This is a genomic window from Rhizobium sp. WSM4643 (assembly GCF_025152745.1).
GTDB lineage: Bacteria > Pseudomonadota > Alphaproteobacteria > Rhizobiales > Rhizobiaceae > Rhizobium > Rhizobium leguminosarum_I.
The window spans coordinates 4466555-4490735 of record NZ_CP104040.1 but is presented as its reverse complement, the minus strand read 5'-3'; the positions used below and the strand labels follow the sequence as shown (position 1 = coordinate 4490735).

Annotated in this window: 26 protein-coding genes; 8 read left to right on the top strand and 18 right to left on the bottom strand. The window is 59.5% G+C overall.

The genetic code is table 11. The features are described 5' to 3' along the window. Positions 1 to 99 precede the first annotated feature (99 nt). The 8 genes from trpA to N1937_RS22050 all read right to left on the bottom strand — a co-directional run bounded on the left by trpA (position 100) and on the right by N1937_RS22050 (position 7885). Complete coding sequence (gene trpA, locus N1937_RS22085) at positions 100 to 939, bottom strand: tryptophan synthase subunit alpha (RefSeq protein ID WP_260056976.1); 840 nt, start codon at positions 937 to 939, stop codon at positions 100 to 102. Positions 940 to 942: 3 nt separating this feature from the next. Continuing rightward, complete coding sequence (trpB, locus tag N1937_RS22080; RefSeq protein ID WP_260056975.1) at positions 943 to 2163, bottom strand: tryptophan synthase subunit beta; 1221 nt, start codon at positions 2161 to 2163, stop codon at positions 943 to 945. A 2-nt stretch (positions 2164 to 2165) separates the two neighbouring features. Beyond that, positions 2166 to 2834 (bottom strand): phosphoribosylanthranilate isomerase, encoded by a 669-nt coding sequence (locus N1937_RS22075; RefSeq protein WP_017965991.1) that lies wholly within the window; start codon positions 2832 to 2834, stop codon positions 2166 to 2168. 178 nt (positions 2835 to 3012) lie between these two features. Beyond that, on the bottom strand, positions 3013 to 3771 hold the full coding sequence (locus tag N1937_RS22070) for a M48 family metallopeptidase (RefSeq protein WP_170260855.1): 759 nt from the start codon (positions 3769 to 3771) through the stop codon (positions 3013 to 3015). A gap of 106 nt (positions 3772 to 3877) precedes the next feature. After that, the gene (locus tag N1937_RS22065) at positions 3878 to 4312 is read right to left on the bottom strand and encodes a DUF2852 domain-containing protein (RefSeq protein ID WP_017965993.1); all 435 of its coding nucleotides are present in this window, start codon (positions 4310 to 4312) and stop codon (positions 3878 to 3880) included. A 145-nt stretch (positions 4313 to 4457) separates the two neighbouring features. Further along, entirely contained in the window at positions 4458 to 5735 is a 1278-nt protein-coding gene (locus tag N1937_RS22060) for a polyhydroxyalkanoate depolymerase (protein ID WP_017965994.1), read from the bottom strand. 204 nt (positions 5736 to 5939) lie between these two features. After that, on the bottom strand, positions 5940 to 6782 hold the full coding sequence (locus N1937_RS22055; RefSeq protein WP_170258030.1) for a fumarylacetoacetate hydrolase family protein: 843 nt from the start codon (positions 6780 to 6782) through the stop codon (positions 5940 to 5942). Positions 6783 to 6925: 143 nt separating this feature from the next. Beyond that, positions 6926 to 7885: a glutathione S-transferase family protein gene (locus N1937_RS22050; RefSeq protein WP_260056974.1), complete on the bottom strand. Its 960-nt coding sequence runs from the start codon at positions 7883 to 7885 to the stop codon at positions 6926 to 6928. A gap of 170 nt (positions 7886 to 8055) precedes the next feature. Between N1937_RS22050 and N1937_RS22045 the strand changes: the two genes are divergently transcribed. After that, positions 8056 to 8340 (top strand): DUF2218 domain-containing protein, encoded by a 285-nt coding sequence (locus N1937_RS22045; RefSeq protein WP_260056973.1) that lies wholly within the window; start codon positions 8056 to 8058, stop codon positions 8338 to 8340. 45 nt (positions 8341 to 8385) lie between these two features. Continuing rightward, entirely contained in the window at positions 8386 to 8985 is a 600-nt protein-coding gene (locus N1937_RS22040) for a nitroreductase family protein (protein WP_017965998.1), read from the top strand. Between the two features lie 65 nt (positions 8986 to 9050). Here the strand turns inward: N1937_RS22040 and gyrB are convergent, their stop codons facing one another. The 5 genes from gyrB to N1937_RS22015 form a co-directional block, all read right to left on the bottom strand. Beyond that, entirely contained in the window at positions 9051 to 11486 is a 2436-nt protein-coding gene (gene gyrB, locus N1937_RS22035) for a DNA topoisomerase (ATP-hydrolyzing) subunit B (protein ID WP_260056972.1), read from the bottom strand. 135 nt (positions 11487 to 11621) lie between these two features. After that, positions 11622 to 11999, bottom strand: a complete 378-nt coding sequence (locus N1937_RS22030; RefSeq protein WP_017966000.1) for a helix-turn-helix domain-containing protein — start codon at positions 11997 to 11999, stop codon at positions 11622 to 11624. After that, positions 11996 to 12562: a Smr/MutS family protein gene (locus tag N1937_RS22025; RefSeq protein WP_017966001.1), complete on the bottom strand. Its 567-nt coding sequence runs from the start codon at positions 12560 to 12562 to the stop codon at positions 11996 to 11998. The genes N1937_RS22030 and N1937_RS22025 overlap by 4 nt, the downstream gene beginning before the upstream one ends. After that, the gene (mltA, locus tag N1937_RS22020) at positions 12562 to 13680 is read right to left on the bottom strand and encodes a murein transglycosylase A (protein ID WP_260056971.1); all 1119 of its coding nucleotides are present in this window, start codon (positions 13678 to 13680) and stop codon (positions 12562 to 12564) included. Before mltA ends, N1937_RS22025 begins: the two co-directional genes overlap by 1 nt. Beyond that, the gene (locus N1937_RS22015) at positions 13673 to 14377 is read right to left on the bottom strand and encodes a Tim44/TimA family putative adaptor protein (RefSeq protein WP_017966003.1); all 705 of its coding nucleotides are present in this window, start codon (positions 14375 to 14377) and stop codon (positions 13673 to 13675) included. The genes mltA and N1937_RS22015 overlap by 8 nt, the downstream gene beginning before the upstream one ends. Before the next feature lie 131 nt (positions 14378 to 14508). On the opposite strand from N1937_RS22015, the gene N1937_RS22010 reads away from it, so the two are divergent. Then, entirely contained in the window at positions 14509 to 15015 is a 507-nt protein-coding gene (locus N1937_RS22010) for an FxsA family protein (protein ID WP_311202849.1), read from the top strand. A 101-nt stretch (positions 15016 to 15116) separates the two neighbouring features. Next, positions 15117 to 15599: a protein-export chaperone SecB gene (gene secB / locus N1937_RS22005; RefSeq protein ID WP_049732659.1), complete on the top strand. Its 483-nt coding sequence runs from the start codon at positions 15117 to 15119 to the stop codon at positions 15597 to 15599. A gap of 67 nt (positions 15600 to 15666) precedes the next feature. Here secB and dnaQ read toward each other — a convergent pair whose 3' ends face one another. Genes dnaQ through N1937_RS21980 form a run of 5 tightly spaced genes read right to left on the bottom strand, consistent with a single transcriptional unit; the run spans position 15667 to position 19297 of the window. Beyond that, positions 15667 to 16389: a DNA polymerase III subunit epsilon gene (gene dnaQ / locus N1937_RS22000; RefSeq protein ID WP_260056970.1), complete on the bottom strand. Its 723-nt coding sequence runs from the start codon at positions 16387 to 16389 to the stop codon at positions 15667 to 15669. Next, entirely contained in the window at positions 16382 to 16993 is a 612-nt protein-coding gene (gene coaE / locus N1937_RS21995) for a dephospho-CoA kinase (protein WP_260056969.1), read from the bottom strand. The genes dnaQ and coaE overlap by 8 nt, the downstream gene beginning before the upstream one ends. Then, complete coding sequence (locus N1937_RS21990) at positions 16993 to 17850, bottom strand: shikimate dehydrogenase (protein WP_162114953.1); 858 nt, start codon at positions 17848 to 17850, stop codon at positions 16993 to 16995. Before N1937_RS21990 ends, coaE begins: the two co-directional genes overlap by 1 nt. After that, positions 17843 to 18442 carry a Maf-like protein gene (locus N1937_RS21985; RefSeq protein ID WP_170277851.1) on the bottom strand — a complete coding sequence of 200 codons (600 nt, stop codon included), beginning with the start codon at positions 18440 to 18442 and terminating at the stop codon, positions 17843 to 17845. The genes N1937_RS21990 and N1937_RS21985 overlap by 8 nt, the downstream gene beginning before the upstream one ends. A gap of 33 nt (positions 18443 to 18475) precedes the next feature. After that, on the bottom strand, positions 18476 to 19297 hold the full coding sequence (locus tag N1937_RS21980) for a pyruvate, water dikinase regulatory protein (RefSeq protein ID WP_011649834.1): 822 nt from the start codon (positions 19295 to 19297) through the stop codon (positions 18476 to 18478). Positions 19298 to 19698: 401 nt separating this feature from the next. Here N1937_RS21980 and hemE point away from each other — a divergent pair, with 401 nt between their 5' ends. The 4 genes from hemE to mnmE all read left to right on the top strand — a co-directional run bounded on the left by hemE (position 19699) and on the right by mnmE (position 24169). After that, on the top strand, positions 19699 to 20745 hold the full coding sequence (gene hemE / locus N1937_RS21975; RefSeq protein ID WP_260056968.1) for a uroporphyrinogen decarboxylase: 1047 nt from the start codon (positions 19699 to 19701) through the stop codon (positions 20743 to 20745). 2 nt (positions 20746 to 20747) lie between these two features. After that, positions 20748 to 21284: a protoporphyrinogen oxidase HemJ gene (hemJ, locus tag N1937_RS21970; RefSeq protein WP_260056967.1), complete on the top strand. Its 537-nt coding sequence runs from the start codon at positions 20748 to 20750 to the stop codon at positions 21282 to 21284. A 197-nt stretch (positions 21285 to 21481) separates the two neighbouring features. Further along, complete coding sequence (gene rho, locus N1937_RS21965) at positions 21482 to 22747, top strand: transcription termination factor Rho (protein ID WP_011654069.1); 1266 nt, start codon at positions 21482 to 21484, stop codon at positions 22745 to 22747. 102 nt (positions 22748 to 22849) lie between these two features. Further along, complete coding sequence (gene mnmE, locus N1937_RS21960; protein ID WP_260056966.1) at positions 22850 to 24169, top strand: tRNA uridine-5-carboxymethylaminomethyl(34) synthesis GTPase MnmE; 1320 nt, start codon at positions 22850 to 22852, stop codon at positions 24167 to 24169. Positions 24170 to 24181 lie beyond the last annotated feature (12 nt).

The window sequence follows — 24181 nt, the reverse complement described above, 5'->3', positions numbered from 1 at the left end:
TCTTTCGCTGCCACGCCGTAGGTTCTGGTTTCCGCATATCGTTGCCGCAAAACCGCTGCACGCTTTTGCACGACATGCTTTATTGCCAATGTGGGCAAACTATTCGGCAGCAACAAGGCGCGCCGAACGTGTTCCCGTGGAAAGGCCGCGCACCAGCGCGGCAACCGCCTGAACGGTGTCCGCCGTTGCCTTTCCGTCATGCGTCAAGCTGGTCGCGACCTGATTGACGATCGCGGTGCCGACGACGACGCCGTCGGCCGAACCGCCGATGACCTTTGCATGTTCCGCCGTCTTGACGCCGAAGCCGACGCAGACGGGCAGCTTGGTATGCTGCTTGATGCGCTGGACCGCGCCCGACACCAGCGACGGATCGGGCAACGCCGAACCAGTGATGCCGTTCATCGAGACGTAGTAGACGAAGCCGGAGGTGTTCTTCAGTACCTTCGGCAGGCGCTTCTCATCCGTCGTCGGCGTCGCCAGCCGGATGAAATTGATGCCTTTGCGGATCGCCGGAATGCAGAGTTCGTCATCCATCTCCGGCGGCAGATCGACGACGATCAGGCCGTCGATACCGGCGACGAGCGCGTCGTCGAGAAATTTCTCGACGCCGTAAATATAGATCGGGTTGTAGTAACCCATCATCACGATCGGCGTCGCATCGTTGGTCTTGCGGAAATCGGCTGCCAGCTGCAGCGTCTTCTTCAGCGTCTGGCCGCCTTTGAGCGCCCGCTGGCCGGCGAGCTGGATCGCTGGGCCGTCGGCCATCGGGTCGGAAAAGGGCATGCCGAGTTCGACGATGTCGGAGCCCGCTTCCGGCAGCGCCTTCATGATGCCGAGCGAGGTGTCGTAGTCAGGATCGCCGCCCATGAAATAGGTCACAAGCGCCGGACGGCCCTCGGCCTTCAGCTCGGCAAAGCGTTTGTCCATGCGTGCGGTCATGTCTTACAGTCCCATTCCCAGAATCTTGCCGACGGTGAAGATATCCTTGTCGCCGCGGCCGGAGAGGTTCATCAGGATGATCTCGTCCTTGCCCATCGTCGGTGCGCGTTTGATCACCTCGGCAATCGCATGCGATGGCTCGAGCGCCGGGATGATGCCTTCGAGGCGGGTCAGCATCTGGAAAGCCTCGAGCGCTTCGTGATCCATGATCGGCACATAGTCGACGCGGCCGGTATCGTTCAGCCAGGAATGTTCGGGGCCGATGCCGGGATAATCAAGACCGGCGGAAATCGAATGGCCTTCCTTGATCTGACCGTCGCCGTCCTGCAGCAGGTAGGTGCGGTTGCCGTGCAGCACGCCCGGCGAACCGGCGGTGATCGAGGCGCAATGTTCGTCGCCCTGTAGACCCTTGCCGCCGGCTTCGACGCCGACCATCTTGACAGAGGGATCATCCAGGAAAGGATGGAAAATGCCGATGGCGTTCGAGCCGCCGCCAACGGCAGCGATGACGAGATCCGGAAGACGGCCTTCGGCCGCCAGCATCTGCTCCTTCGCTTCGATGCCGATCACCGACTGGAAATCGCGGACCATTTCCGGATAGGGATGCGGACCGGCTGCCGTTCCGATCAGGTAATAGGTATCCTCGACATTGGTGACCCAGTCGCGAAGCGCCTCGTTCATGGCGTCCTTCAGCGTGCCGCTGCCTGCCGTGACCGGTTTGACTTCCGCGCCGAGCAGCTTCATGCGGAAAACGTTCGGCGCCTGACGCTCGACGTCGGTGGCGCCCATGTAGACGACGCAGGGAAGGCCAAAGCGGGCGGCCACGGTCGCGGAGGCGACGCCGTGCTGGCCGGCACCGGTTTCGGCGATGATGCGGGTCTTGCCCATGCGCTTGGCGAGCAGGATCTGGCCGATGCAGTTGTTGATCTTGTGCGAGCCGGTGTGGTTCAGCTCTTCGCGCTTGAAATAGATCTTGGCGCCACCGAGTTCGGCCGTCAGCCGCTCGGCGAAATAGAGCGGGCTCGGGCGGCCGATATAATGCGTGCCGAGATGCTTCAATTCGGCCTGGAATTTCGGATCGATCTTCGCCCTGTTCCATTCGTCCTGCAGGTCGAGGATCAGCGGCATCAGCGTTTCGGCAACGAAACGACCGCCATAAATGCCGAAACGGCCATCTTCATCGGGGCCGGAACGGAAGGAATTGGGTTTAGGCGTCTCGTTCACTCTCAACTCCCTGAGGCCATGACAGGCGCATTCGCCTTTTCGACCGCGTCAAAAAATTCATCGATCTTCGCGACGCTCTTCACGCCAGGCGCAGTTTCGACTCCCGAGGAGACGTCGATACCCGGTGCCTTGGTGATGAAAAGCGCTTCCGCGACATTGTCCTTGTTCAGTCCGCCGGAAAGCATGTAGTCGACGCTGCCGTCAAGCCAGCCGAGAAGGCTCCAATCGAAGGAAATACCGTTACCGCCGGGCAGTTCCGAACCCTTCGGCGCTTTGGCGTCGAAGAGGAAACGGTCGGCGATGCCGATATAGGCCTCGACGCGCTTCAGGTCGTCTGCCGTGCGTACCGAAAAGGCCTTCATCACGGGCAGACCATAGAGCGCCTTTATCGTCAGCACATGTTCGGGGCTCTCATTGCCGTGAAGCTGGAGCATATCCGGCTTCAACAACGATACGATCTCATCGAGTTCGTCATTGGTCGGATCGACGACGACGGCGACGATTTTGGCCTTGCCACGCGCCGGTTCGGCCAGTTTTGCCGCCAGGTCCGGCTCGATGTAGCGTGGGCTCTTTTCGAAGAAGATAAAACCGATATGGGTCGCGCCGCGCTTCAGCGCGCGATCGACAGCCTCAGGCGTCTTCAAGCCACAGATCTTGATATCCGGTCTCATGGCAGCGAAGTGACACGAAATGCGGAAAGAGTCGAGCCAATTTGCGACGGACATTGAATTTAGCGCGGCTCTCGGCTGGAGCGCCGCGCGTCCAACGGACGCGCTAAGGACGCTCTGGCACTTTAAATCTGCGCATAATCCTTTCCGAAAGATCGATTCCGATTTTCGGGGTTATGCGCTAGTCGAAATCAATGGCATGCAACTGGCTGCCATGCCGCTTGAGCCAGGATTTCGCCTCGTCCATGCCCGGGCAAAGTTTGCCACAGAGCGCCCAGAAGCGCGGACCGTGGTTCATTTCCTTGAGGTGGGCGACCTCATGGGCAGCGAGATAATCGATCACCGAAGGCGGCGCCATGACGATACGCCAGGAAAAGCTCAGATTTCCTTCCGACGAACACGAGCCCCAGCGGCTGCGGGTATCCTTCATCGAGATCGAGCGGATCGGCGCCCGGATCGTTGCGGCATGCATCGTCGCCAATCTTGCGAGGTCGGCACGCGCCTCTTTCTTGAGAAAGGCCGCAATGCGCCGTCCGACATGTTCCGGCATGCCGCTGACGCGCAGCACCGGCCTGCCGTCCATGGAAACCGCCTCCGTCAGCCCGCGCAAGCTGCCGCTATGCTGGATGCGATGGGAAACGCCGCGAAGGAGGATCTCGCCGCCGTCACGCAGGCCGGCATCGGTCGAAAACCTGGCAAGCTTGGTGAGCAGCCACCCCTGATGACGATCGAGGAAGGCATTGACCTCACGCGCCGCAAGGCCTTTCGGCACCGTCATCTTCAAGGCGCGGCCACCCGGTTCGATGCGCAGCGTGATGCGTGTCGCCCGGTCATGCTGCTTGATCGTCAGCGGCATGAGCCGGCCGGCGACGTCGAGCGTCCGCATTTCGGGGGGAGCCGGCTTTCGCGCCTTCGACCTTGTTTTCAGAAGCGAGAACATGTGTGTTTTCTATACGATTCGCCGGCAAATCTAAATGATCGCGAAAGGGCAGTCATGGAAAAACCGGCATCGCGAGATGCCGGTCATCAATTCATCGTTCAGGCGTTTACGGCGTCTGATATTCAGCGACCGGGCCGTTGTCATCGCGCTTGGCGTTCCTGCGGTCGCGCATGAAGCGGTCGAACTCTTCCTGATCCTTGGCGCGGCGGAGTTCGCGCAGATAGGAGTCGAATTCCTCGCGCATTTCGTCAAGCTTGCGGCGCTCTTCCTCGATCCGGTCGAGTTCGGCCTTGCGCCAGTCGTCAAAGGCGACGTTGCCGGTCGAAAAATGCGGGCGGTGACGGCCATGCGGGCGGCGGCAGGAGGCAAAGAAGCCATCGGTCGCCTGGTTGACGTCACGCTTGAAGCCGCGCAGACGGTCGCCGAAGATGATGTAGGCAAGCATGGCAAGACCCAGAGGCCAGAAAACCATGAAGCCGAGAATCATCAGGGCAATGGTAGCCGGAGTCCAATCCGGTCGAAGCAATGCTGACTGGTTCATCGTGCGGGTATCCCTCGCTTTCCGCGCCCGGCAGAATACCGAACGCTGAAATCGATGTGGTTACCGCAATAACCGCCTTCAAGACGATTGCCCGCGAAATCGGACAACACCTTGAATCCGTTTTGCTAATTCAGCTATCCCTGATTCAGCCCGCCCGGCCGCCCTTGATGACACGCGGGAGCGGAGGCTTGACGGCAGAACGGGAATGCTGGCGGACGAAATCGATGATGCGCGGCGCGATCTCGCGGCGGAAGCGCGAGCCGTTGAAAACACCATAATGGCCGACATCCGGCTGAAGATAATGCATGCGCATGTCTTCGGGAATGTTCACGCAGATGGTCTGCGCCGCCATTGTCTGGCCGACCCCTGAGATATCGTCATTCTCACCTTCGACGGTCAGCAGCGCCACATTGCGAATTGCCGCCGGATCGACGCGTTTGCCGCGATGCATCAGTTCGCCCTTCGGCAGCGAATGCTTGATGAAGACCTCCTCCACCGTCTGCAGATAGAATTCGGCGGTCAGATCCATGACGGCGAGATATTCGTCGTAGAAATCGCGATGTCTTTCCGGCTCGCCGTCGTTCTTCACGAGATGCATGAAGAATTCCTTGTGCGCGACGAGGTGGCGATCAAGGTTCATCGACATGAAGCCCGAAAGCTGCAGAAACCCTGGATAGACCGGGCGCATGAACCCCGGCTGCGGCCAGGGCACGTTCATGATGACGTTGTCGGAGAACCACTGCAGCGACCGTTCCTGGGCGAGCTTGTTGACCGCTGTCGGGTTGATGCGCGTGTCGATCGGGCCGCCCATCAGCGTCATCGACGCCGGCGAAAGCGGATCTCTGGCTTCCTCCATCACCGCAGCAGCTGCCAGCACCGGAACGGAAGGCTGACAGACGGCGATGACATGCGTGTCGTGACCGAGGAAATGCAGCATCTCGATGACGTAGTCGACGTAATCATCGAAATCGAACGTGCCTTCCGTCATCGGCACCATGCGGGCGTCGATCCAGTCGGTGATGTAGATATCGGCGCTCGGCAGCAGCGCCTCGACCGTGCCGCGCAGCAGCGTGGCATAGTGGCCGGACATCGGCGCGACGATCAGAATGCGCGGATCATTGCCGCGGGCAGCTGGAACACTGCGGGCGAAATGCAGGAGATTGCAGAAGGGTCGCGACCAGACGACTTCTTCGCGGACGGAAACCGTCTTTTCACCGATCGTCGTCTGCTTCAGACCGAATTCCGGTTTGCCGTAGCGGCGCGTCGTCCGTTCGAACATTTCGAGGCTTGCCGCCATCGTCCGGCCGAATGGCGTGTGGGAGAAGGGGTTCAGCGGATTGGCATAGGCAAATCGCATGATATCGGCCGCGGCGCGAAACGGCGCCATGGCGGCATGGTTCAATTCATAAAGCTGATAAAACATGGAAGGCGCCACCTTTCTCTATCGAAAAGATGACACCGATTGAGAGGCATCGGACCTTTTCGTAACGCGGGCACGTCGCGCAGCCTAACAGGTTTTTGTTGCACAGCAACATTGGCGAACCAGACATACACAAGAAATGCCGGAGAATTGATCTCCGGCATCACAATCGACCTGAAAACTTAAGTTTCTCAACAGGAAGCGTCGTTAACGATCCGCTACAAAAGTCTGTTTCTGCGTGCCGAGACCTTCGATTTCGAGTTCGACCACGTCGCCGTTCTTGAGATAGCGCGGCGGCTTGAGGCCCATGCCGACGCCCGGAGGCGTACCGGTCGAGATCACGTCGCCGGGATGCAGCGACATGAACTGGCTGAGGTAGGAGACGAGGAAGGCAACCCCGTAAACCATCGTCTTCGATGAGCCGTTCTGCATCTTCTGGCCGTTGACCGTCAGCCACATGCCGAGGTTCTGCGGTTGCGGAATTTCATCCTTGGTTACGAGCCAGGGGCCGATCGGGCCAAAGGTGTCGCAGGATTTGCCCTTGGTCCATTGACCGGACCGCTCGGTCTGGAAGGCGCGCTCGGAAACGTCGTTGGAGACGCAATAACCGGCGACATAATCCAGCGCTTCGGCTTCCGTCACATATTTGGCAGTTTTGCCGATGACGACGCCGAGTTCGACTTCCCAATCGGTCTTTTCCGAACCGCGGGGAATGACGACATTGTCGTTCGGCCCGACGATTGCGGATGTTGCTTTCATGAAGATGATCGGCTCGGGCGGCACGGTCGCGCCGGTTTCGGCAGCATGATCCGAATAATTCAAGCCGATGCAGATGAATTTGCCAGTGCCCGCGACGCAGGCACCAATGCGGCCGGGTGCGATTTCCGGAAGGCTCTTCGGATCGATCGCCGCTATCTTTGCAAGGCCTGCCGGTGTGATCGCTTCACCGCCGATATCGGCGACATGACCGGAGAGATCACGGATCTTGCCATCGGCATCGAGAAGTGCGGGTTTTTCACTGCCCGCTTCGCCAACACGCATCAGCTTCATGGAATTCCTCCTCATCGAAAACGGATCTGCCGCCACCTATGAACGAATTATTCATCGGTGTCATTACGGCTTTACCGCGAAGCAGTACGGCTTTTCGGCGATTCGGATGATTTTCTGCCGAAAATCGCCCGTACCTGTCGGCATTACACTCTAAAAATTTCCGCCAGATCAGGGCCGACAGGAATGATCTTCGTCGGGTTGAGGCTTTCGATCGAATAGTAGCCGCGCTTGATATGATCGAGGTTCACCGTTTCACCGATGCCCGGCCAATCCAGCATGCGACGGCAGAAGGCGCGCAGGTTGGCATAATCGGAAAGCCGGCGCATATTGCATTTGAAGATGCCGTGATAGGCGACGTCGAAGCGGACCAACGTTACAAAAAGCCGGATATCGCTCTCGGTGGGATGGTGAGCGAAAAGAAAAGACCGGCCCTCGAACTGCTGCTCGACCCAGTCGAGGCAGGAAAACACATCGGCAAAGGCTTCTTCGTAGGCGATCTGCGTAGTGGCGAAACCGGCACGGTAGACGCCGTTGTTCAGATCAGGATAGATGCGATCGTTGAAAGCATCGATCTCGGTACGTCTCTCCGCCGGGTAAAGATCGATCGGATTTTTTGCCAGACCGCCGAAGCCGCTGTTCAGCATACGCAGAATATCGGCGGATTCATTGTTGACGATGGTCTTTCTCTGCTTGTCCCAGAGAACCGGCACGGTGGCCCGACCGGTGAAATCCGGCGCCGCCCTGGTATAGATTTCATGCATATAGGTTGCGCCGTTGACGTGATCCTCCGTCGCGCCGGGATAATCACCAAAGCGCCAGCCCTGCTTGCTCAGCAGCGGTTCGACGACCGAGACGGAGATGACGTCTTCCAGGCCCTTGAGCTTGCGGCCGATCAGGGTGCGCGAGGCCCAGGGGCAGATATAGGCGACGTAGAGATGGTAACGGCCGGCCTTGGCTGCAAAGCCGGTTTCGCCGGTCGGCCCGGCGCTGCCATCCGGGGTCACCCAATTGCGGAAACTCGACGTCTGGCGGACGAAGCCGCCCTTTTCGTCCTTTGCCTGAACGGGCTGCCAGTCTTCCGTCCACTTTCCGTTCACCAGCATGCGCAACTCCCCGATCGATCGACTAAATGGTTCATTACCCTGCTTCGACGCCGGCGTGAGGCCGCGTTTTTGAAGACAGTCTGTACACCCCAACTGCAACGATGCTGCGCTTGCCAAGCCGGTGAAGCAGGAAATATGTCTCTGCTATACAAAATGACGTGGAGTTCGAAATGCATCTCTCGAAGGCCGTCGTGCGGACCGAACATGCAAGCCGCTACCTGCAGCAGCTCTGCAAACACTGGAGCCACAAGTTCAGCGTCGAATTCGATCCTCTGAAGGGCTGGGTGCCGTTCAGCGATACCGCCGAGGTGACCTTTGCGGCCGACGAGGCGGCGCTGACCATGACACTTTCCGTCGCCGATCCCTCGCAACGGGAAAGGATGCAGGATGTCATCGACGATCATCTGAAGCGCTTCGCCTTCCGCGAAGAACTCGACATCGTCTGGACGGACTAAGCCCATCGCCAATCCAAACTTTTTGCCCCGAACCCTGGAACAAGCATGACGAAGAGCAATAACCGCGAATCCGACTATCCGATCGATCCGATGTTTCTCGATCGCTGGTCGCCGCGCGCCTTCACCGGCGAAATCATCGAGGAAGCACAGTTGCTCAGTCTGCTCGACGCCGCCCATTGGGCGCCGTCCTCTTCCAACCAGCAGCCCTGGCGCTTCGTCTATGCCCTCAAGGGCTCGGAGCATTGGGAGAAATTCGTCGCGTTGCTCGTCGACGCCAATCAGGAATGGGCAAAAAACGCATCGGCGCTGATCTTCGTCGTGTCGCGCGCCTTCACCGGGGCCGCCGGCTCAGCTGAGGAAAAGCCGAGCTACACCCACTCCTTCGATGCCGGCGCGGCCTGGGGGTACTTGGCGCTGCAGGCGCGCCTTTCCGGTTTTTATGCCCATGGCATGGGCGGCATCAAGCATGAGGAGATCAGGCAGGCTTTCAATATTCCGGAGGGTTACCGCGTCGAAGCTGGCGTTGCGGTCGGTCGTCTGGCCGACAAGAGCGTTCTTTCCGAACGCAATCAGGCGCGCGAATTCCCCAGCCAGCGCAAGCCGCTCTCAGAGGTCGCCTTCAACGGGCGCTTCGTTGCGAATTGAGCCGTAGCCAGGCGAACGAAAGCCCCGCCGTCCAGAGACGGCTGGGCTTTCGTTCGAAAAATCAATTAGATATCAAGGTTTGCGACGCTTAGCGCATTGTCCTGGATGAATTCGCGCCGCGGCTCGACTTCGTCCCCCATCAGGCGGGCGAAGAGACCATCGGCGTCGGTGGCGTCGTTGACCCTGACCTGCAGCAGCGAGCGCACGTTCGGATCGAGCGTCGTTTCCCAGAGCTGCTCGGCATTCATCTCGCCAAGGCCCTTATAGCGCTGCATGGTGAGGCCCTTGCGGCCGCTTGCGAAGATCGCGTCGAGCAGGGCGCGGGGGCCAGAGATTTCGACGTCGCCCTCGCGGCGATGCAGCGACGGCGGCGTCTGATAGATCTCCTTGAGGCGTGCCGTCAGCTGGTCGATGTGACGAGCATCCGAGGAACCGATCAGCGCCATGTCGAGCACGACGATCTCCCTGACGCCGCGGACCATGCGCTCAAGGCGCAGACCGCCATCGGTCGTCACATCGCCCTGCCAGCCGCGCTCGGTTTCCTCGGCAATGATGTCGAGGCGCCCTGCCACTTCGTTTGCCAGCGCCAACGCTCTCGCCGGGTCGCTGGCGAGCTCGGCATTGAGTGCTCCGGCAATCGCCGCTTGTTCGACGGCGGAACGATTATAGCGCGAATGGAGATTGTCGAGAAGCGCTCGCATGCGCAGGGCATCGAGGATGACCTCGCGCAGATCCTGGCCGGCGCGAACTTCACCGCTACCGAGCCTCAGCGACGCATCTTCCAGACCCTGGCTGATGAGATATTCTTCGAGCGCCTTCTCATCCTTCAGATACTGCACCGACTTGCCGCGCGAGACCTTATAGAGCGGCGGCTGGGCGATATAGAGATGACCGCGCTCGATCAGTTGCGGCATCTGGCGGAAGAAGAAGGTGAGCAGCAGGGTGCGAATATGGGCGCCGTCGACATCGGCGTCCGTCATGATGATGATCTTATGGTAGCGCAGCTTTTCGACGTTGAACTCGTCCTTGCCGATCCCGGTGCCGAGCGCGGTGATCAATGTGCCGATTTCCTGACTCGACAGCATCTTGTCGAAACGGGCGCGTTCGACGTTCAGGATCTTGCCGCGCAGCGGCAGGATCGCCTGGTTCTCGCGCGAGCGGCCCTGCTTGGCCGAGCCGCCGGCAGAATCGCCCTCGACGAGGAAGACTTCGGATTTTGTCGGATCACGCTCGGAGCAGTCGGCGAGCTTGCCCGGCAGCGAAGCGATATCGAGTGCGCCCTTGCGGCGGGTCAACTCGCGGGCCTTGCGGGCCGCTTCACGTGCTGCGGCGGCCTCGACGACCTTGCCGACGAGAATCTTGGCTTCGCTCGGATGTTCTTCGAACCAGGTGTTCAGCGCCTCGTTAACGAGACTTTCGACAACAGGACGGACTTCCGAGGAAACGAGCTTATCCTTGGTCTGCGAGGAGAATTTCGGATCCGGCACCTTGACCGACAGAACCGCCGTCAGGCCTTCGCGGCAATCTTCGCCCTGCAGCGTTACCTTTTCCCTTTTGGTGATGCCGGAACTGTCGGCATAGGAAACGACCTGGCGCGTCAGCGCCGCGCGGAAGCCGGCCATATGCGTGCCGCCGTCGCGCTGGGGAATGTTGTTGGTGAAGCAGAGCACATTCTCATGATAGCTGTCGTTCCACCACATCGCGACTTCGACGGTGATGCCGTCCTTTTCGCCGTGGATGGCAACCGGCTTGTCGACGAGCGACTTCTTGGCGCGGTCCAGATAAGCGACGAAAGCCTCGAGGCCACCGTCATAACGCAGTTCTTCCTGCTTGATATCGGAGTGGCGCTTGTCGGTCAGCAGGATGCGGACGCCTGAATTCAGGAAGGCGAGTTCGCGAAGGCGATGCTCCAGCGTGCCGTAGTCGAACTCGGTCATGGTGAAGGTGTCGGTGCTCGGCATGAAGCTCACTTCCGTACCGGTCTCATTCGGCGCGTCGCCCGTGACCTTCAGCGGAGCATCGGCCACGCCATGGGTGAAGCTCATTTCATGGATCTTGTCGTGACGGCGGATCTTCAGCTTCAGCCAGACGGACAGCGCGTTGACGACGGAGACGCCGACGCCGTGCAGGCCGCCCGAAACCTTGTAGGAATTCTGATCGAACTTACCGCCGGCATGAAGCTGCGTCATGATGACTTCGGCCGCCGACACGCCTTCGCCGGTGTGAATGTCCGTCGGGATGCCGCGTCCATTGTCGGTGACGGTCACCGAGCCATCCGGATTGAGGGTGACGGTGACGATGTCGGCATGACCGGCAAGCGCTTCGTCGATCGCGTTGTCGACGACTTCATAAACCATGTGATGAAGGCCGGAGCCGTCGTCGGTATCGCCGATATACATGCCGGGGCGTTTGCGCACGGCATCGAGGCCCTTCAGAACCTTGATGGAATCTGCGCCATATTCGGTGCTTACGCCGTTTTCCGTCGCGGATGTATCGCTCATTCTGTCGAGATTTTCCCTGTTGTCGTAAAGCTGCGGCGCGCCTTGCGAATCACCGGCTTTCTTCACTCTCGTATATAGGTTTTTTGAACCCACTTCCCAATGGCAACCCCCCAAAACAAGGCATAAAACAGGGGATTATGACGCTTTTCCGTCGCCTTTGCCGCTATTTTCGAGAAGAGCCGATAGCCGGCCTATCTCGGCGCTGTCAAGGCTGCGGATTCGGCGCGCCAACCGGTTGGCAAATTCGGTATATTCGGGGGGCAGGCCGGAGGTGTCGATCACGACGCGCGGGTCCGAAGAACGGGCGAGCAGGAATAGTTCCTCGGCCTCATCCCAGATGATGTTGAAATAACCGGCGATGCGCTGCAGCAGATCGAACGTCGGCAGCCCACGCTTTCCATGTTCGAGCGCCGAGAGATAGGCAGGAGAGACATTCAGGGCTTCCGCCATCTCCTTCTGCGAGACGCCCTTGCGCGCTCTCAGCCTGCGAACCGCCTCTCCGAAGGGTGTCATGGTCTTTCCCCATGCCGCCGCGACAGGCGAATGTAGAGCGCTCCCTCACCGCCATGATGCTGTGCGGCCGGCTCATAGGAGGAGATCAGGTAGCGGAATTCCGGCTTGGAAAACCAGAGAGGCACGGCCCGCTTCAGCGCGCCCTCGCTGCCCATTGAGCTGCCCTTGCCCGTAATGACCAGCACATGTCGCATGCCGCGCTCATGGGCGCGGATCAGGAAATCGAGAAGGATGGCATGGGCCTCACTCTGCACCAGCCCGTGCAGGTCGATCCGCGCTTCGAGCGCCAGCCGGCCCTTGGCGATTTTACGCTTGACCGGTTTTTCCAGCGGATGATGTACCCGGGCCGATGGCTTGGCCGTCGACGGTGCTGGCGGCTGCAGCGGTGTTGGCGTGGCGGGCGTCTGCTTTTCCTGTTCCCGTTCGGCCGCCGCTTCGGCTTCGGCAAGAAAGGCATCGAGTTCGGTCAACGCCCCCGCCTTGCCGGGCATCGGCCGCGTGCTGCGGGCGACCTTTCCCCAGAGGATCCTCTCATCCGCGCTCAGCTTGCGATCCCTGGCCATCAGTCGAATCTTCCGGCGGCGGCATTGGGAATGAGAATGGCGAAATCGGCGTCGTTGCGGACGGTGCCGGCACGTTCCCCGGCCATGTCCCCCGAGCCGGTGAAGATATCACCCCGCGCCGGCCCGACGATCGCCGAGCCGGTATCGAGCGCCAGCATCAGCCGGCGGAACGGCCGGCCTTGGTCGAGATGGGTGAGGCTTTCGGCGCGAATGAAAAAGGGAAAGCCGAAGGTATGGATCATTCGGTCGACAGCAAGCGCGCGCCCGGCGAGAAGCGGCACCTTGGCGGCCGCGATCGGACCTGCCTGCGGATCGGCCACCGGCGCATCACGGAAGAAAACATAAGAGTGGTTATGCCATAACACTTCGTCGACGCGCTCGGGATTGCGCGCCAGCCAGGCACGGATCGCCTGCATCGAAATCTCCGCCCGATCGATCTCGCCGCGCTCGATCAGCAGCTTGCCGATCGCCGAGAAGGGATGGCCGGCTTTCGCCGCATAGGTGATGCGGCCGATACGACCATCCTCATAACGCAAGCGGGCGGCACCTTGCACATGCACGAAGAAGACATCGACCTTCGACTTCGCCCAGGCGATTTCGAGGCCACGGCCTTCGAGAAACCCCTGATCGATGGCGCGGCGGTCCGGATAAGCAGTGACGTGGCCCTCATGCAGACGGCCGAAAGCGTAGGCCTTGTCGAGCTCGGCGGGGCGATTGGCATCGTCGAGATCGATCAGATCGTCCGGACGCCGATAGAAAGGAAAACGGAAAATTTCGTCCGGCCGGTCCGACACGTCGATATCGGGTTCGTAGAAAGCGGTGACGAAGCCGGAATTGCCGTCCTTGCGGCGGATCAGAAAGGGCCGACAATGCGTCTCGAAAAAACTTCGCGCCGACGCCGGAGATGACGGCGTGAAATCTTCGGCGGCAGCGAGAAGCGGAAGCAGGTCTTCCGAACTCAGGCCCAGCGATCCGGTGCGGTATGGTTTGACATCGGTGATCTGCCGTCGGCAGCTTCGCATGACTTTAAAAAGGCCGGAGGGATCGTCATCCTTCCAGCCTTCCAGAGTGTCGAAGCTTATGGCCTGCAGGACGAAGTCCAATGCGTGGTCACTCATGTTCCGATTCGGTCGCCACGAGTTTCCAGTTCGGATCGCGCGAGCGGGTGTCGCGGGCAAAAGTCCAGAGGTCGTTGACCTCGGCGACGTTTTCGGCGTCGCCTTCAATCAGCACATCCGTCTTGTCGTAGGTGGCCGATATCAGCTGGCTGACGATGCGCACGGTGATCTGCGCTTCGCTGCCCTTCGTCTCCGCATGGGTGATTTCGGCCTTATCGATGCCGACGAAGGTGGACTTCACCTTCTCGCCCCGGGCATCGCGCTCGCCAATCGCCGCATCGAAGCCGTCATAGACTTCGCGCGACAGCAAGTTCTTCAGCGTTTTCCGGTCGCCATCGGCATAGGCCATGACGATCATCTCGTAAGCCATGCGGGCGCCGTTCAGAAACTCCTTCGGGCTGAAGGCGGGATCAGCCTTGTTCAGCGCGCGTAGCGATTCGTTGAGCGGCGTTCCGGGTGCGGCGATAGCATCGATGGCAGCGAAGCGATCCTCATCCTCCGTCGTCGCATCGCGACGCGGCAGCGTCACGACCTTGCCGGCATCGGCGGCTTCGGCCGGAGCCGCATCCCGCGGCGTATAGAGATCGCGCGGCGGCTTCTCATTTCCTGTGCGGCGTCCGAGCACGGAGCGGAGCTGAAAGAAAATCAGCACAGCCGCCACCAGGAAAAACAATGTGATGAAGTCGTTCGAACTCATATCGTATCGCAGCCGCCGTTAACATCTCTGATTTGTACTCCCATATAGTCTGCCTATACAGATGATTCAAATGATGGCTGGCATCTTCGCCGGCGCCAAGAGGAGACCGGTGAGCCCGGGACATGACCGACATGCGTTTTTCGATCCTGCCAGCTTTCATTCTGCTGTTGCCGCTCGCCGAAATTGCCGGTTTCGTCGTCGTCGGCCGGGCGATCGGATTGTGGCTGACGCTCGCGCTCGTCATGCTGGGTTTCGCTCTCGGCGTGGTTCTGCTGCGCCGGCAGGGCATTGGCATTTTGCGCCAAATGTCGAGCGAAGGACGAAATGGGGTGATGCCGGGCCGCGAGCTGCTGCGGCCGGCGATGAACGTCATTGCCTCGCTGCTCCTGATCATTCCCGGCTTCCTCACAGATGTCATCGCGATCCTCATTCTCATTCCGCCGGTGCGCGATCTCGTCTGGCGGGCGATCGCCAAACGCTTCGTCGTCGTTAATGCCAAGGGCGGCTCTTCCTCTGGCCCGCAGCCCGATTTCCGCGACCGCAAGCCGAACTCCAAGGTGGTCGATCTCGACGAGGAGGACTATCATAGGGAGCCGGATCGCAACTCGCCGTGGTCCGGCAAGCATATCGGCGACTGAGGCACTGCGGCTGATCAACCGCGCCAATCGCCCAGGGTTGTAAGCCCTTCCCTGAAATGTTAGATGGCGGCACCATTCCCATGCCCCTCGAGGAAAAGCCAATGGCAGACGATAACAACAGCAACGGTGCGGCCAGCCCCACCCTTTCGATCCTTGCGCAATATACCAAGGATCTGTCCTTCGAAAATCCGGGTGCGCCGCGTTCGCTGCAGGCCCGCGACAAGGCGCCTACGATCAACATCAATGTGAACGTCAACGCCAACCCGCTTTCCGATACGGATTTCGATGTCGTGCTGTCGCTGAATGCCGAAGCCAAGGACGGCGACAAGACGGTTTTCCATGCCGAACTCACCTATGGCGGCGTTTTCCGCGTTGCCGGTTTCCCGCAGGAACACATGCTGCCGGTTCTCTTCATCGAGTGCCCGCGGATGCTCTTCCCCTTCGCTCGTCAGATCATCGCCGACGTCACCCGCAACGGCGGTTTCCCGCCGCTGATGATCGACCCGATCGACTTCACGCAGATGTTCGCTCAGCGCGTTGCCGAAGAACAGGCCCGCGCCAAGGTTCAGGCCGTTCCGAACTGACCGGATCCTTCCTGGCTGAAATGCGGATGCCCGGGCTGGTCCCGGGCATTTTCAATTGAGGGCCGGCTTAATCGAGGTTGGCGTATTTCGCCCAGATGCTTTTTTCACCGAGCTTGGCGACGAGCGCCTCATGCGCCTGCTCCTCGGTTTGGCTGAGGCGCAGGGCGAGCGGCCGGGGCCGCTCGAGCACGGCGGCAATTACCACATCGTCTTCCATCGCCATGTCACCGCGATCTGCCCGGTTGGATTTGCCGACCATGCCGAGGCCGAGGGCTGCCTGTCTGCCGCCGATCATCTCGATATAAACTTCGGCAAGCAGTTCGGAGTCGAGCAGCGCGCCGTGTTTGGTGCGGTGCGAATTATCAATGCCGTAGCGCCGGCAAAGCGCATCCAGCGAATTTGGCCCCATCGGATGTTTGCGCCGCGCCATCGACAGGGTATCGAGCACCCGTTCCGGCAGGATCGGCGGCAAACCGATCCGCGCGAGTTCCGCGTTGATGAAGCCCATATCGAAGGTGGCGTTGTGGGCGATCCACTTCGCATCGCCGAAGAAGGTGAGGATTTGTTCGGCCACGTCGGCGAAAGGCTGCTTGTCCTTCAGGAATTCATCGGTGATGCCGTGCACGGCGAGCGCATCCGGATGAACTTTCTGATCTCCAGGATTGATGAAGATATGGATCGTATTGCCTGTGGGGAAATGATTGAAGAGTTCGATGCCGCCGATTTCGATGATGCGGTCGGCGCGGTTGTCGAGGCCGGTTGTTTCCGTATCGAAGATGATCTCACGCATTCCGGAAATCTCCCTTGGCAATCCGCGTTTTCAGGTCGGCGACGATTTCAAGCACTCGTTCCCTCGTCGTCGCGATACTGTGACTGGTATCGACCAGATAATCGGCCCGCCGCCGTTTTTCGGCGTCCGGCGTCTGGCGGGAGAGAATCATCTCGAATTTTTCCTCGGTCATGTCTTCGCGCGCAAGCACCCTTTGGCGCTGAATCTGTGGATCAGTGCTGACGACGACGATTACATCCACTCTTACCTCGGCGCCGGTTTCGAAAAGTAATGGAATATCGAGCAATACCATGTCGGCGCCGGCGGCGCGTTGCCGCTCCAGAAATTCCGTCTCGCGTTTGCGAACCAGCGGGTGGACGATCGCTTCCAGGCGTTTGAAGCCGGCGGGATCAAGAGCGAGCTGGCGGCCGAGTTCATGCCGGTCGACTGCTCCATCCTTCATCGTGCCGGGGAAGGCAGCATTCACCAGGGGTGCAGCCTCGCCGGCATAGAGATCATGGACCACGGCATCCGAATCATTCGCCGGGATTCCTGCATCGGCAAAGAGCTTTGCCGCCGTCGATTTTCCCATTCCGATGGAGCCGGTGAGACCAATCTTCAGCATCAGTGCGCTTCCATATCCGCGATGATGAGCGCGCGTAGCGCCGCGTCGACGATGGGACGCTGGCCGAACCATTTCTCGAATCCGGGCACGGCCTGGTGCAAGAGCATGCCGAGACCATCGACGATTGGAAATCCTTGCTCTTCCGCCTGTGCCAGGATCGGCGTCTTCAACGGCACATAAACGATATCGGTGACGACGGCATCGGCTGCAAGAGGCGAGAAATCGAGTTGCGGCGCCGCCTCGCCGTCCATGCCGAGCGAGGTGGTATTGATGAAGAGGCCGGCGCCTTTCATCACTTCGGCAAGCGCACCGGCCGGATGGGCCCGAACACGCGGGCCAAAACGATCCGCGAGTTCGCGCGCGCGTTCGACGGTGCGATTGACGACCTGGATCTCCTTAAAACCGCGATCACGGACCGCCTGGATGATCGCCCGGCTGGCGCCGCCGGCACCGAAGACGACGGCCGTGTCATGGCGGTCCCAGCCCGGATGGCGTTCGTCGAGATTGGCGATGAAGCCGCGACCGTCGGTATTCGTCGCATGCAGGGCGCCATCCTCCAGCCAGAGCGTATTCGAGGCACCGAGTTCTTGCGATAGCGCATCCGGCTTGTCGGCGAGCCGGAACGCCAATTCCTTGTGGGGAATGGTGACATTGCCTCCGGTAAAGCCGGAACTGCCATCCTTCAACGAGTGAATGAAATCGGGAAAGGCCCCGGGTGCCACTTCATGAGCGCGATAACTGCCTGGCAGGCCGAGCGTCTTCAGCCAATATCCGTGGATCAATGGCGAGCGCGAATGCTTGATGGGAAAGCCCGTGACAAATGCTTCCGGCCCGAATGTTTCACGTGAATCACCCATCGATCGCTCCCAGTTCTCGCAGTTTTTTTAGGAGCGGCAGCATCGGCAGGCCGAGAATGGTGAAATAATCACCCTCGATTTTCTCGAAGAGCTGGATGCCCTCCCCCTCCAATTGATAGGCGCCGACACTGGAAAGCGCGCGTTCGCCAACCCGGGCCAGATGTCTGGCGATGAATTCCGCCGTCAGCGGCCGCATCGTTAGCTCGGCATGGGCGAGATGTTCCCACAAGACCACGCCATCGCTGACGATGGCGACGGCGCTGTTCAACCGGTGGCTTACGCCCGAAAGGGCTTGAAGATGACTGGCCGCGTCGGCCAGGTCCTTCGGCTTATGGAAGACGCTGTCGCCGAGCGACATCGTTTGATCCGAGCCGATGACCAGGGTATCGCGAAAACGGCTGCTGACTTCCTCGGCCTTGGCCCTGGCCAGGACGAGGGCCACGGCGTCAGGCTTAGCGCCGGCTTTTTCCAGCGGCGCTTCGACGGCCCGTTCATCGATCCTTGCGGCATGTGCCTCGAAGGCCAGACCGGCATTTTCCATCAGCATCCGGCGAAAGGGACTCGACGATGCAAGGATGAGTTTCGGCGTCATGGGTTCCTCGGCGTGCCGGCTTTCCGTCAGCGCTTAGCGCAGCTTCGGCCGCAGGGCAACGATTGCCGCGGCCGTTTCCTCGATTGAGCGGCGGGTGACGTCGATCAGCGGCCAGTTATGGCGGGCGCAAAGCGAGCGGGCATATTTCAACTCCTCCGAAATCGCGGCACGGTCGGTATAATGTTCGCGATCGAAGCCCTGTGTCACGCCGAGCACACGATTTTCCCGCACCTGGGAAATACGGTCGGTGGTGGCGATCAGGCAGACGATCAGCGGTTTGCTCGCGACGAAGAGGCTCTCCGGCAATGGCACACCATAGACGATCGGAATGTTCGCCGTCTTGATGCCTCGGTTGGCGAGGTAAATGCTGGTCGGTGTTTTCGACGTGCGGCTGATGCCGATGATCACGACATCGGCGTCGTTGTAATCGTCGGGCATCTGGCCGTCGTCGTGATCCATGGTGAAATTCAGCGCTTCGATGCGCGCGAAGTAGCCGGCATTCATCACATGCTGGGCCCCAACCCGACGGCGCGACGGAGCGCCGAGATAGATCTGGAAGGCATTCATCACCGGCTCCAGCACATTCACCGAGGCGACGCCCATCTCGATGCAACGCTCATCGATCAGGCTTGCAAGCTCCCGGTCGACAATGGTGTAGAGCACGATGCCAGGGGCGTCATCGATCGCCTGCAGAACCGGCAGCAGCTGCTTGCGATTGCGGATCAACGGATAGACATGTTCGATCGGCTGCGCTGATCTGAATTGCGCCGACGCGGCGCGCCCGGCCGAGATCAGAGTCTCTCCCGTTGAGTCAGAAATCAGATGCAGATGGAAGAAGTTCGTTCTGTTCTCCACGCTATTTTCCGCTGCCTGTTGAAAAGACTGGATGAAACAGAGCTACGGCGGCGAGGCAGTCTCCGGCAAGGGAAAACATGCCTCCTTATCCACATTTCGGATTTTGCGGGTCGGTTTTGATTGGCCCTGTGGACGATGGGGAAGAGATCTATTTCTCGAAAGCCGGTCCACAGCCTATCCACAGCTATAGGAAAAATTGCCGACCCGGAAGGATTTGAAATCATTTTTAGATTTGGCTTCTCCCCGAGATTCGGTCGAGAAGGACAAATCTTTCCGATGTTGTTTTGCAGGCGCGCGACAAATGGCGACGGCAGTGGATGGATTTTAATCCTTGATAGTCACCGACTCTAAGAAATAGAAACCTTTTAAAATATCTTTGATTTTTTATAGGGAAGAAGCGCTTGAGCGATACGCGCCGAAAGATCATGAGGGTTTTGAGTGGCGAGAGCCTCTCCCCTCCTCCTCTCTGGCTGATGAGACAGGCAGGACGTTATCTCCCGGAATATCGGGAGACTCGGGCAAAGGCAGGGAGTTTTCTCGATCTCTGCTACACGCCTGAGCACGCCGTCGAAGTGACATTGCAGCCGATCCGCCGCTATGGCTTTGATGCGGCCATACTGTTTTCCGATATCCTGGTCATTCCCGATGCAATGAAACGGAATGTCCGGTTCACCGAGGGCCATGGCCCGGAGATGGATCCGATCGATGAAGCCGGGATCGGCAGATTGAATGGCGAAGAGGTTGTCGATTATCTCAGACCGGTTCTGGAGACGGTGCGGCGGCTGCGGGAGGAGTTGCCAGTCGAGACGACGCTGCTCGGCTTCTGCGGCGCGCCCTGGACGGTTGCGACCTACATGATTGCCGGGCACGGCACGCCGGATCAGGCCCCTGCGCGCCTCTTCGCCTACGGGCACCCCCGCGCGTTCGAGCATCTGCTGATGCTGCTTGCCGACGTATCGGCCGATTATCTCGTCGCCCAGATCGATGCCGGCGCCGATGCCGTGCAGATTTTCGATTCCTGGGCTGGCGTTCTCGGCGAAAAGGAGTTCGAGGCGTTTGCGATCAGGCCGGTTGCGCGGATGATTGCTTCGGTCAAGTCGCGCCGGCCGCATGCTCGCATCATCGCTTTTGCCAAGGGCGCCGGCTACCAGCTGAAAACCTATCGTCAGAAGACGGGTGCTGATGCGATCGGCCTCGACTGGTCGGTCCCGCTGGCGTTTGCCGCCGAACTTCAGAAAGACGGACCGGTTCAGGGCAATCTCGATCCGATGCGCGTCGTTGCCGGCGGCCGGGCGCTGGAAGAGGGCGTCGACGATATATTGCAGCATCTCGGCAATGGACCGCTGATCTTCAATCTCGGTCACGGCATTACGCCGCAGGCTGACCCCGAGCATGTGCGGCTGCTGGTCGATCAGGTGCGAGGCGGGCGCGTGCGAGGTGGGGCGTGACGATGGAAAAACAGACCGATCGGAGGTCTGGCGCCTACGCCAGGCGCCGGGCTCATTTTGCGCTGGCCTTCTTCGCGCTGATGGCGGTCGGGCTTTTTGCGTGGAACCCCGATAATCTCTACCTCTGGATCAAGGCGCTGCACATCATCGCGGTCATTTCCTGGATGGCCGGACTGTTCTATATGCCGCGGCTGTTCATCTATCACACCGATGCGGAGCCCGGCTCGGTGCAATCGGAAACCTTCAAGCTGATGGAGCGTCGGCTGCTTCGAATCATCATGACGCCGGCAATGATGATGACGTGGATTTTCGGCCTCTATCTCGCCTGGTCGGTCTATGGATTCCACGGCGGCTGGCTGCATGCCAAGATCGGTCTCGTCGTGTTGCTGACCGGCGTTCATATGTTCTTCAGCCGCGCCGTCAGAGCGTTCGAGCGGGATGAAAATCGCCGCTCGGCGCGTTATTGGCGGTTCATGAACGAGGCGCCGACGGTGCTGATGGTCGTGATCGTCATCCTCGCCGTGGTGAAGCCGTTCTGAGGAAAATCGTCCTCAGGTTAAATTTGCTTCATTTTAAGCAGCCCTCTTGCGGCAGCGATTGCGAGTCGCTATTTTCCGCGCATCTCATCTACGTGGCATGTGTGTAGAGTTCAGTCGTCTGCGAGCCCTTTCGCGGTACCGAATACGACCCAACATCGCCTTTCCCCTTTGAAATTGAAAAGAGTATTGGTCACTTCATGGCTGAAATGAAGCTTCAGGAACTTAAGAGTAAATCCCCGACGGATCTGCTGGCATTTGCCGAATCGCTCGAGGTCGAGAATGCAAGCACGATGCGCAAGCAGGAGCTGATGTTTGCGATCCTCAAGATGCTTGCCAGCCAGGATGTCGAAATCATCGGCGAAGGCGTCGTCGAAGTGCTGCAGGACGGTTTCGGCTTCCTGCGTTCGGCCAATGCAAACTACCTGCCGGGCCCGGACGATATTTATATCTCCCCGTCGCAGATCCGCCGTTTTTCGCTGAAAACCGGCGATACCGTCGAGGGTCCGATCCGCGGGCCGAAGGAAGGCGAGCGCTATTTCGCCCTGCTCAAAGTCAACACCATCAATTTCGACGATCCGGAAAAGATCCGTCACAAGGTTCATTTCGACAATCTGACGCCGCTCTATCCGAACGAGCGGTTCAAGATGGAACTGGATATTCCCACCACCAAGGATCTGTCGCCGCGTGTGATCGACCTGGTGGCGCCGCTCGGCAAGGGCCAGCGTGGATTGATCGTCGCGCCGCCGCGCACCGGCAAGACCGTGCTGTTGCAGAACATCGCGCATTCGATCACCGCCAACCATCCGGAGTGCTATCTGATCGTCCTGCTGATCGATGAACGCCCGGAAGAAGTGACCGACATGCAGCGCTCGGTTCGCGGCGAGGTTATCTCCTCGACCTTCGACGAACCGGCTGTGCGTCACGTGCAGGTGGCCGAGATGGTCATCGAGAAAGCCAAGCGCCTTGTCGAACACGGACGCGACGTCGTCATCCTGCTCGATTCGATCACGCGCCTGGGCCGTGCCTATAACACGGTCGTTCCCTCGTCAGGCAAGGTCCTGACCGGCGGTGTGGACGCCAACGCTCTGCAGCGGCCGAAGCGCTTCTTCGGCGCCGCGCGTAACATCGAGGAAGGCGGCTCCTTGACGATCATTGCAACCGCGCTGATCGATACCGGCAGCCGCATGGACGAAGTGATCTTCGAAGAGTTCAAGGGTACCGGCAACTCGGAAATCGTCCTCGACCGCAAGGTCGCCGACAAGCGCATCTTCCCGGCGATGGACATCCTGAAGTCCGGCACGCGCAAGGAGGATCTTCTCGTTCCACGCCAGGATCTGCAGAAGATCTTCGTGCTCCGCCGCATCCTTGCTCCGATGGGCACGACCGACGCGATCGAATTCCTTATCGACAAGCTGAAGCAGACGAAGAATAATTCCGACTTCTTCGACTCGATGAACACTTAATCCTTAGCCGGATTCACCCTATAAGAGCTGGAGGCATTGTGATGATGTCGCCAGCTTTTCTATTTGAGGGGAATCGATTTCGATTCCAATGGACCAAGCGATATGGCCATGTTGAATGATACCATATATGCGCTATCGAGCGGCGCCCTGCCTTCGGGGGTTTCAGTCATTCGGATCAGCGGTCCCCTGACCAAAGATATATTGGTGAGGCTGATCGGATCCGTGCCGACAGCCCGGAAGGCATCTTACCGGACGATTCGGGCTCGTAACGATCAGCCGATCGATAGCGGGCTGGTGCTATTTTTTCCTGCGCCGAATTCGTTTACCGGCGAGGATGTTGCCGAGCTGCAAATCCACGGCAGCAGAGCGGTGCTGGCGGCGCTGTTTCACGCACTTGGCGATATTCCAGGTGTTCGAATGGCAGTCGAGGGCGAGTTCTCCCGCCGCGCCTTTGAAAACGGCAAACTTGATCTGGTCGAGGTCGAAGGACTGGCCGACCTCATCAGCGCCGAGACTGAAATGCAGCGACGCCTTGCGGTCGAACACAGCGCAGGCGGTCTTTCCACACTTTACGATTCGTGGGCGGAACGATTAACGCGCGCCCGAGCGTTGATCGAGGCGGAACTTGATTTCCCCGACGAGGATGACGTTCCGGGGTCGGTGTCGGATATGGTCTGGGCCGATATGGGGAAGCTTCGCGTTGATATGGAGCATCACCTGGCGGCAGCTTCGGCCGGCGAGATTATCAGGGACGGCTTCAAGGTGGTCATCGCCGGCGCTCCGAACGCTGGAAAATCGAGCCTGTTGAATGCTTTGGCTCGTCGTGATGTGGCAATCGTGACGGAGATTGCCGGAACCACGCGCGATGTCCTGCAGGTTGATCTCGATATTGATGGTTTTCTGATCAAGCTCTATGACACGGCGGGACTTCGTGAGGCGGACGACAGGGTCGAAATGGAAGGCGTGCGGCGCGCGCGTATTGCGCTTGGCGATGCCGATCTCGTCCTGATGCTGGTTGACATGACGGATCCCCAGATTCCTGACGACTTGGAGCAAGCATCTCCACATGTTACTGTCGGGACAAAGAAGGATCTCATCGATATCGCAGCGGATTGGTATGATCTGCAGATTTCGACGGCGACGGGTGAGGGTCTGACGGAACTACGCCGGTTGATCGGCAATATTGTCGACAAACGTTTTGCCGGCCTGTCTATGGCAATCCCCAGTCGGCAACGGCATAAAGATTCGCTAACGAAATGTTTAACGGCGCTCGATGCGGCAATATCGCAGACGGATGTGAATCTCGAACTGCGGACCGAGCAGCTGCGAATTGCCGCTGAGTATTTGGGCAGAATTACTGGAAGAGTGGACGTCGAACAGCTACTCGAGGTGATCTTCTCGGAGTTTTGTATCGGCAAATGATTCACGTGAAAC

Coding starts and splice junctions, on each gene's coding strand:
- N1937_RS22010 (WP_311202849.1), top strand. CDS start 14,509: ATGCGTTTTTCGATCCTGCCAGCTTTCATTCTGCTGTTGCCGCTCGCC.
- N1937_RS22040 (WP_017965998.1), top strand. CDS start 8,386: ATGACGAAGAGCAATAACCGCGAATCCGACTATCCGATCGATCCGATG.
- N1937_RS22045 (WP_260056973.1), top strand. CDS start 8,056: ATGCATCTCTCGAAGGCCGTCGTGCGGACCGAACATGCAAGCCGCTAC.
- gyrB (WP_260056972.1), bottom strand. CDS start 11,486: ATGAGCGATACATCCGCGACGGAAAACGGCGTAAGCACCGAATATGGC.
- N1937_RS22015 (WP_017966003.1), bottom strand. CDS start 14,377: ATGAGTTCGAACGACTTCATCACATTGTTTTTCCTGGTGGCGGCTGTG.
- N1937_RS22075 (WP_017965991.1), bottom strand. CDS start 2,834: ATGAGACCGGATATCAAGATCTGTGGCTTGAAGACGCCTGAGGCTGTC.
- coaE (WP_260056969.1), bottom strand. CDS start 16,993: ATGCTGAAGATTGGTCTCACCGGCTCCATCGGAATGGGAAAATCGACG.
- secB (WP_049732659.1), top strand. CDS start 15,117: ATGGCAGACGATAACAACAGCAACGGTGCGGCCAGCCCCACCCTTTCG.
- N1937_RS21985 (WP_170277851.1), bottom strand. CDS start 18,442: ATGACGCCGAAACTCATCCTTGCATCGTCGAGTCCCTTTCGCCGGATG.
- N1937_RS22060 (WP_017965994.1), bottom strand. CDS start 5,735: ATGTTTTATCAGCTTTATGAATTGAACCATGCCGCCATGGCGCCGTTT.
- mnmE (WP_260056966.1), top strand. CDS start 22,850: ATGGCCATGTTGAATGATACCATATATGCGCTATCGAGCGGCGCCCTG.
- dnaQ (WP_260056970.1), bottom strand. CDS start 16,389: ATGCGTGAGATCATCTTCGATACGGAAACAACCGGCCTCGACAACCGC.
- N1937_RS22030 (WP_017966000.1), bottom strand. CDS start 11,999: ATGACACCCTTCGGAGAGGCGGTTCGCAGGCTGAGAGCGCGCAAGGGC.
- N1937_RS22055 (WP_170258030.1), bottom strand. CDS start 6,782: ATGAAGCTGATGCGTGTTGGCGAAGCGGGCAGTGAAAAACCCGCACTT.
- N1937_RS22025 (WP_017966001.1), bottom strand. CDS start 12,562: ATGGCCAGGGATCGCAAGCTGAGCGCGGATGAGAGGATCCTCTGGGGA.
- N1937_RS22065 (WP_017965993.1), bottom strand. CDS start 4,312: ATGAACCAGTCAGCATTGCTTCGACCGGATTGGACTCCGGCTACCATT.
- rho (WP_011654069.1), top strand. CDS start 21,482: ATGGCTGAAATGAAGCTTCAGGAACTTAAGAGTAAATCCCCGACGGAT.
- N1937_RS22070 (WP_170260855.1), bottom strand. CDS start 3,771: ATGTTCTCGCTTCTGAAAACAAGGTCGAAGGCGCGAAAGCCGGCTCCC.
- hemJ (WP_260056967.1), top strand. CDS start 20,748: ATGGAAAAACAGACCGATCGGAGGTCTGGCGCCTACGCCAGGCGCCGG.
- trpA (WP_260056976.1), bottom strand. CDS start 939: ATGACCGCACGCATGGACAAACGCTTTGCCGAGCTGAAGGCCGAGGGC.
- N1937_RS22050 (WP_260056974.1), bottom strand. CDS start 7,885: ATGCTGGTGAACGGAAAGTGGACGGAAGACTGGCAGCCCGTTCAGGCA.
- mltA (WP_260056971.1), bottom strand. CDS start 13,680: ATGAGTGACCACGCATTGGACTTCGTCCTGCAGGCCATAAGCTTCGAC.
- N1937_RS21990 (WP_162114953.1), bottom strand. CDS start 17,850: ATGGGTGATTCACGTGAAACATTCGGGCCGGAAGCATTTGTCACGGGC.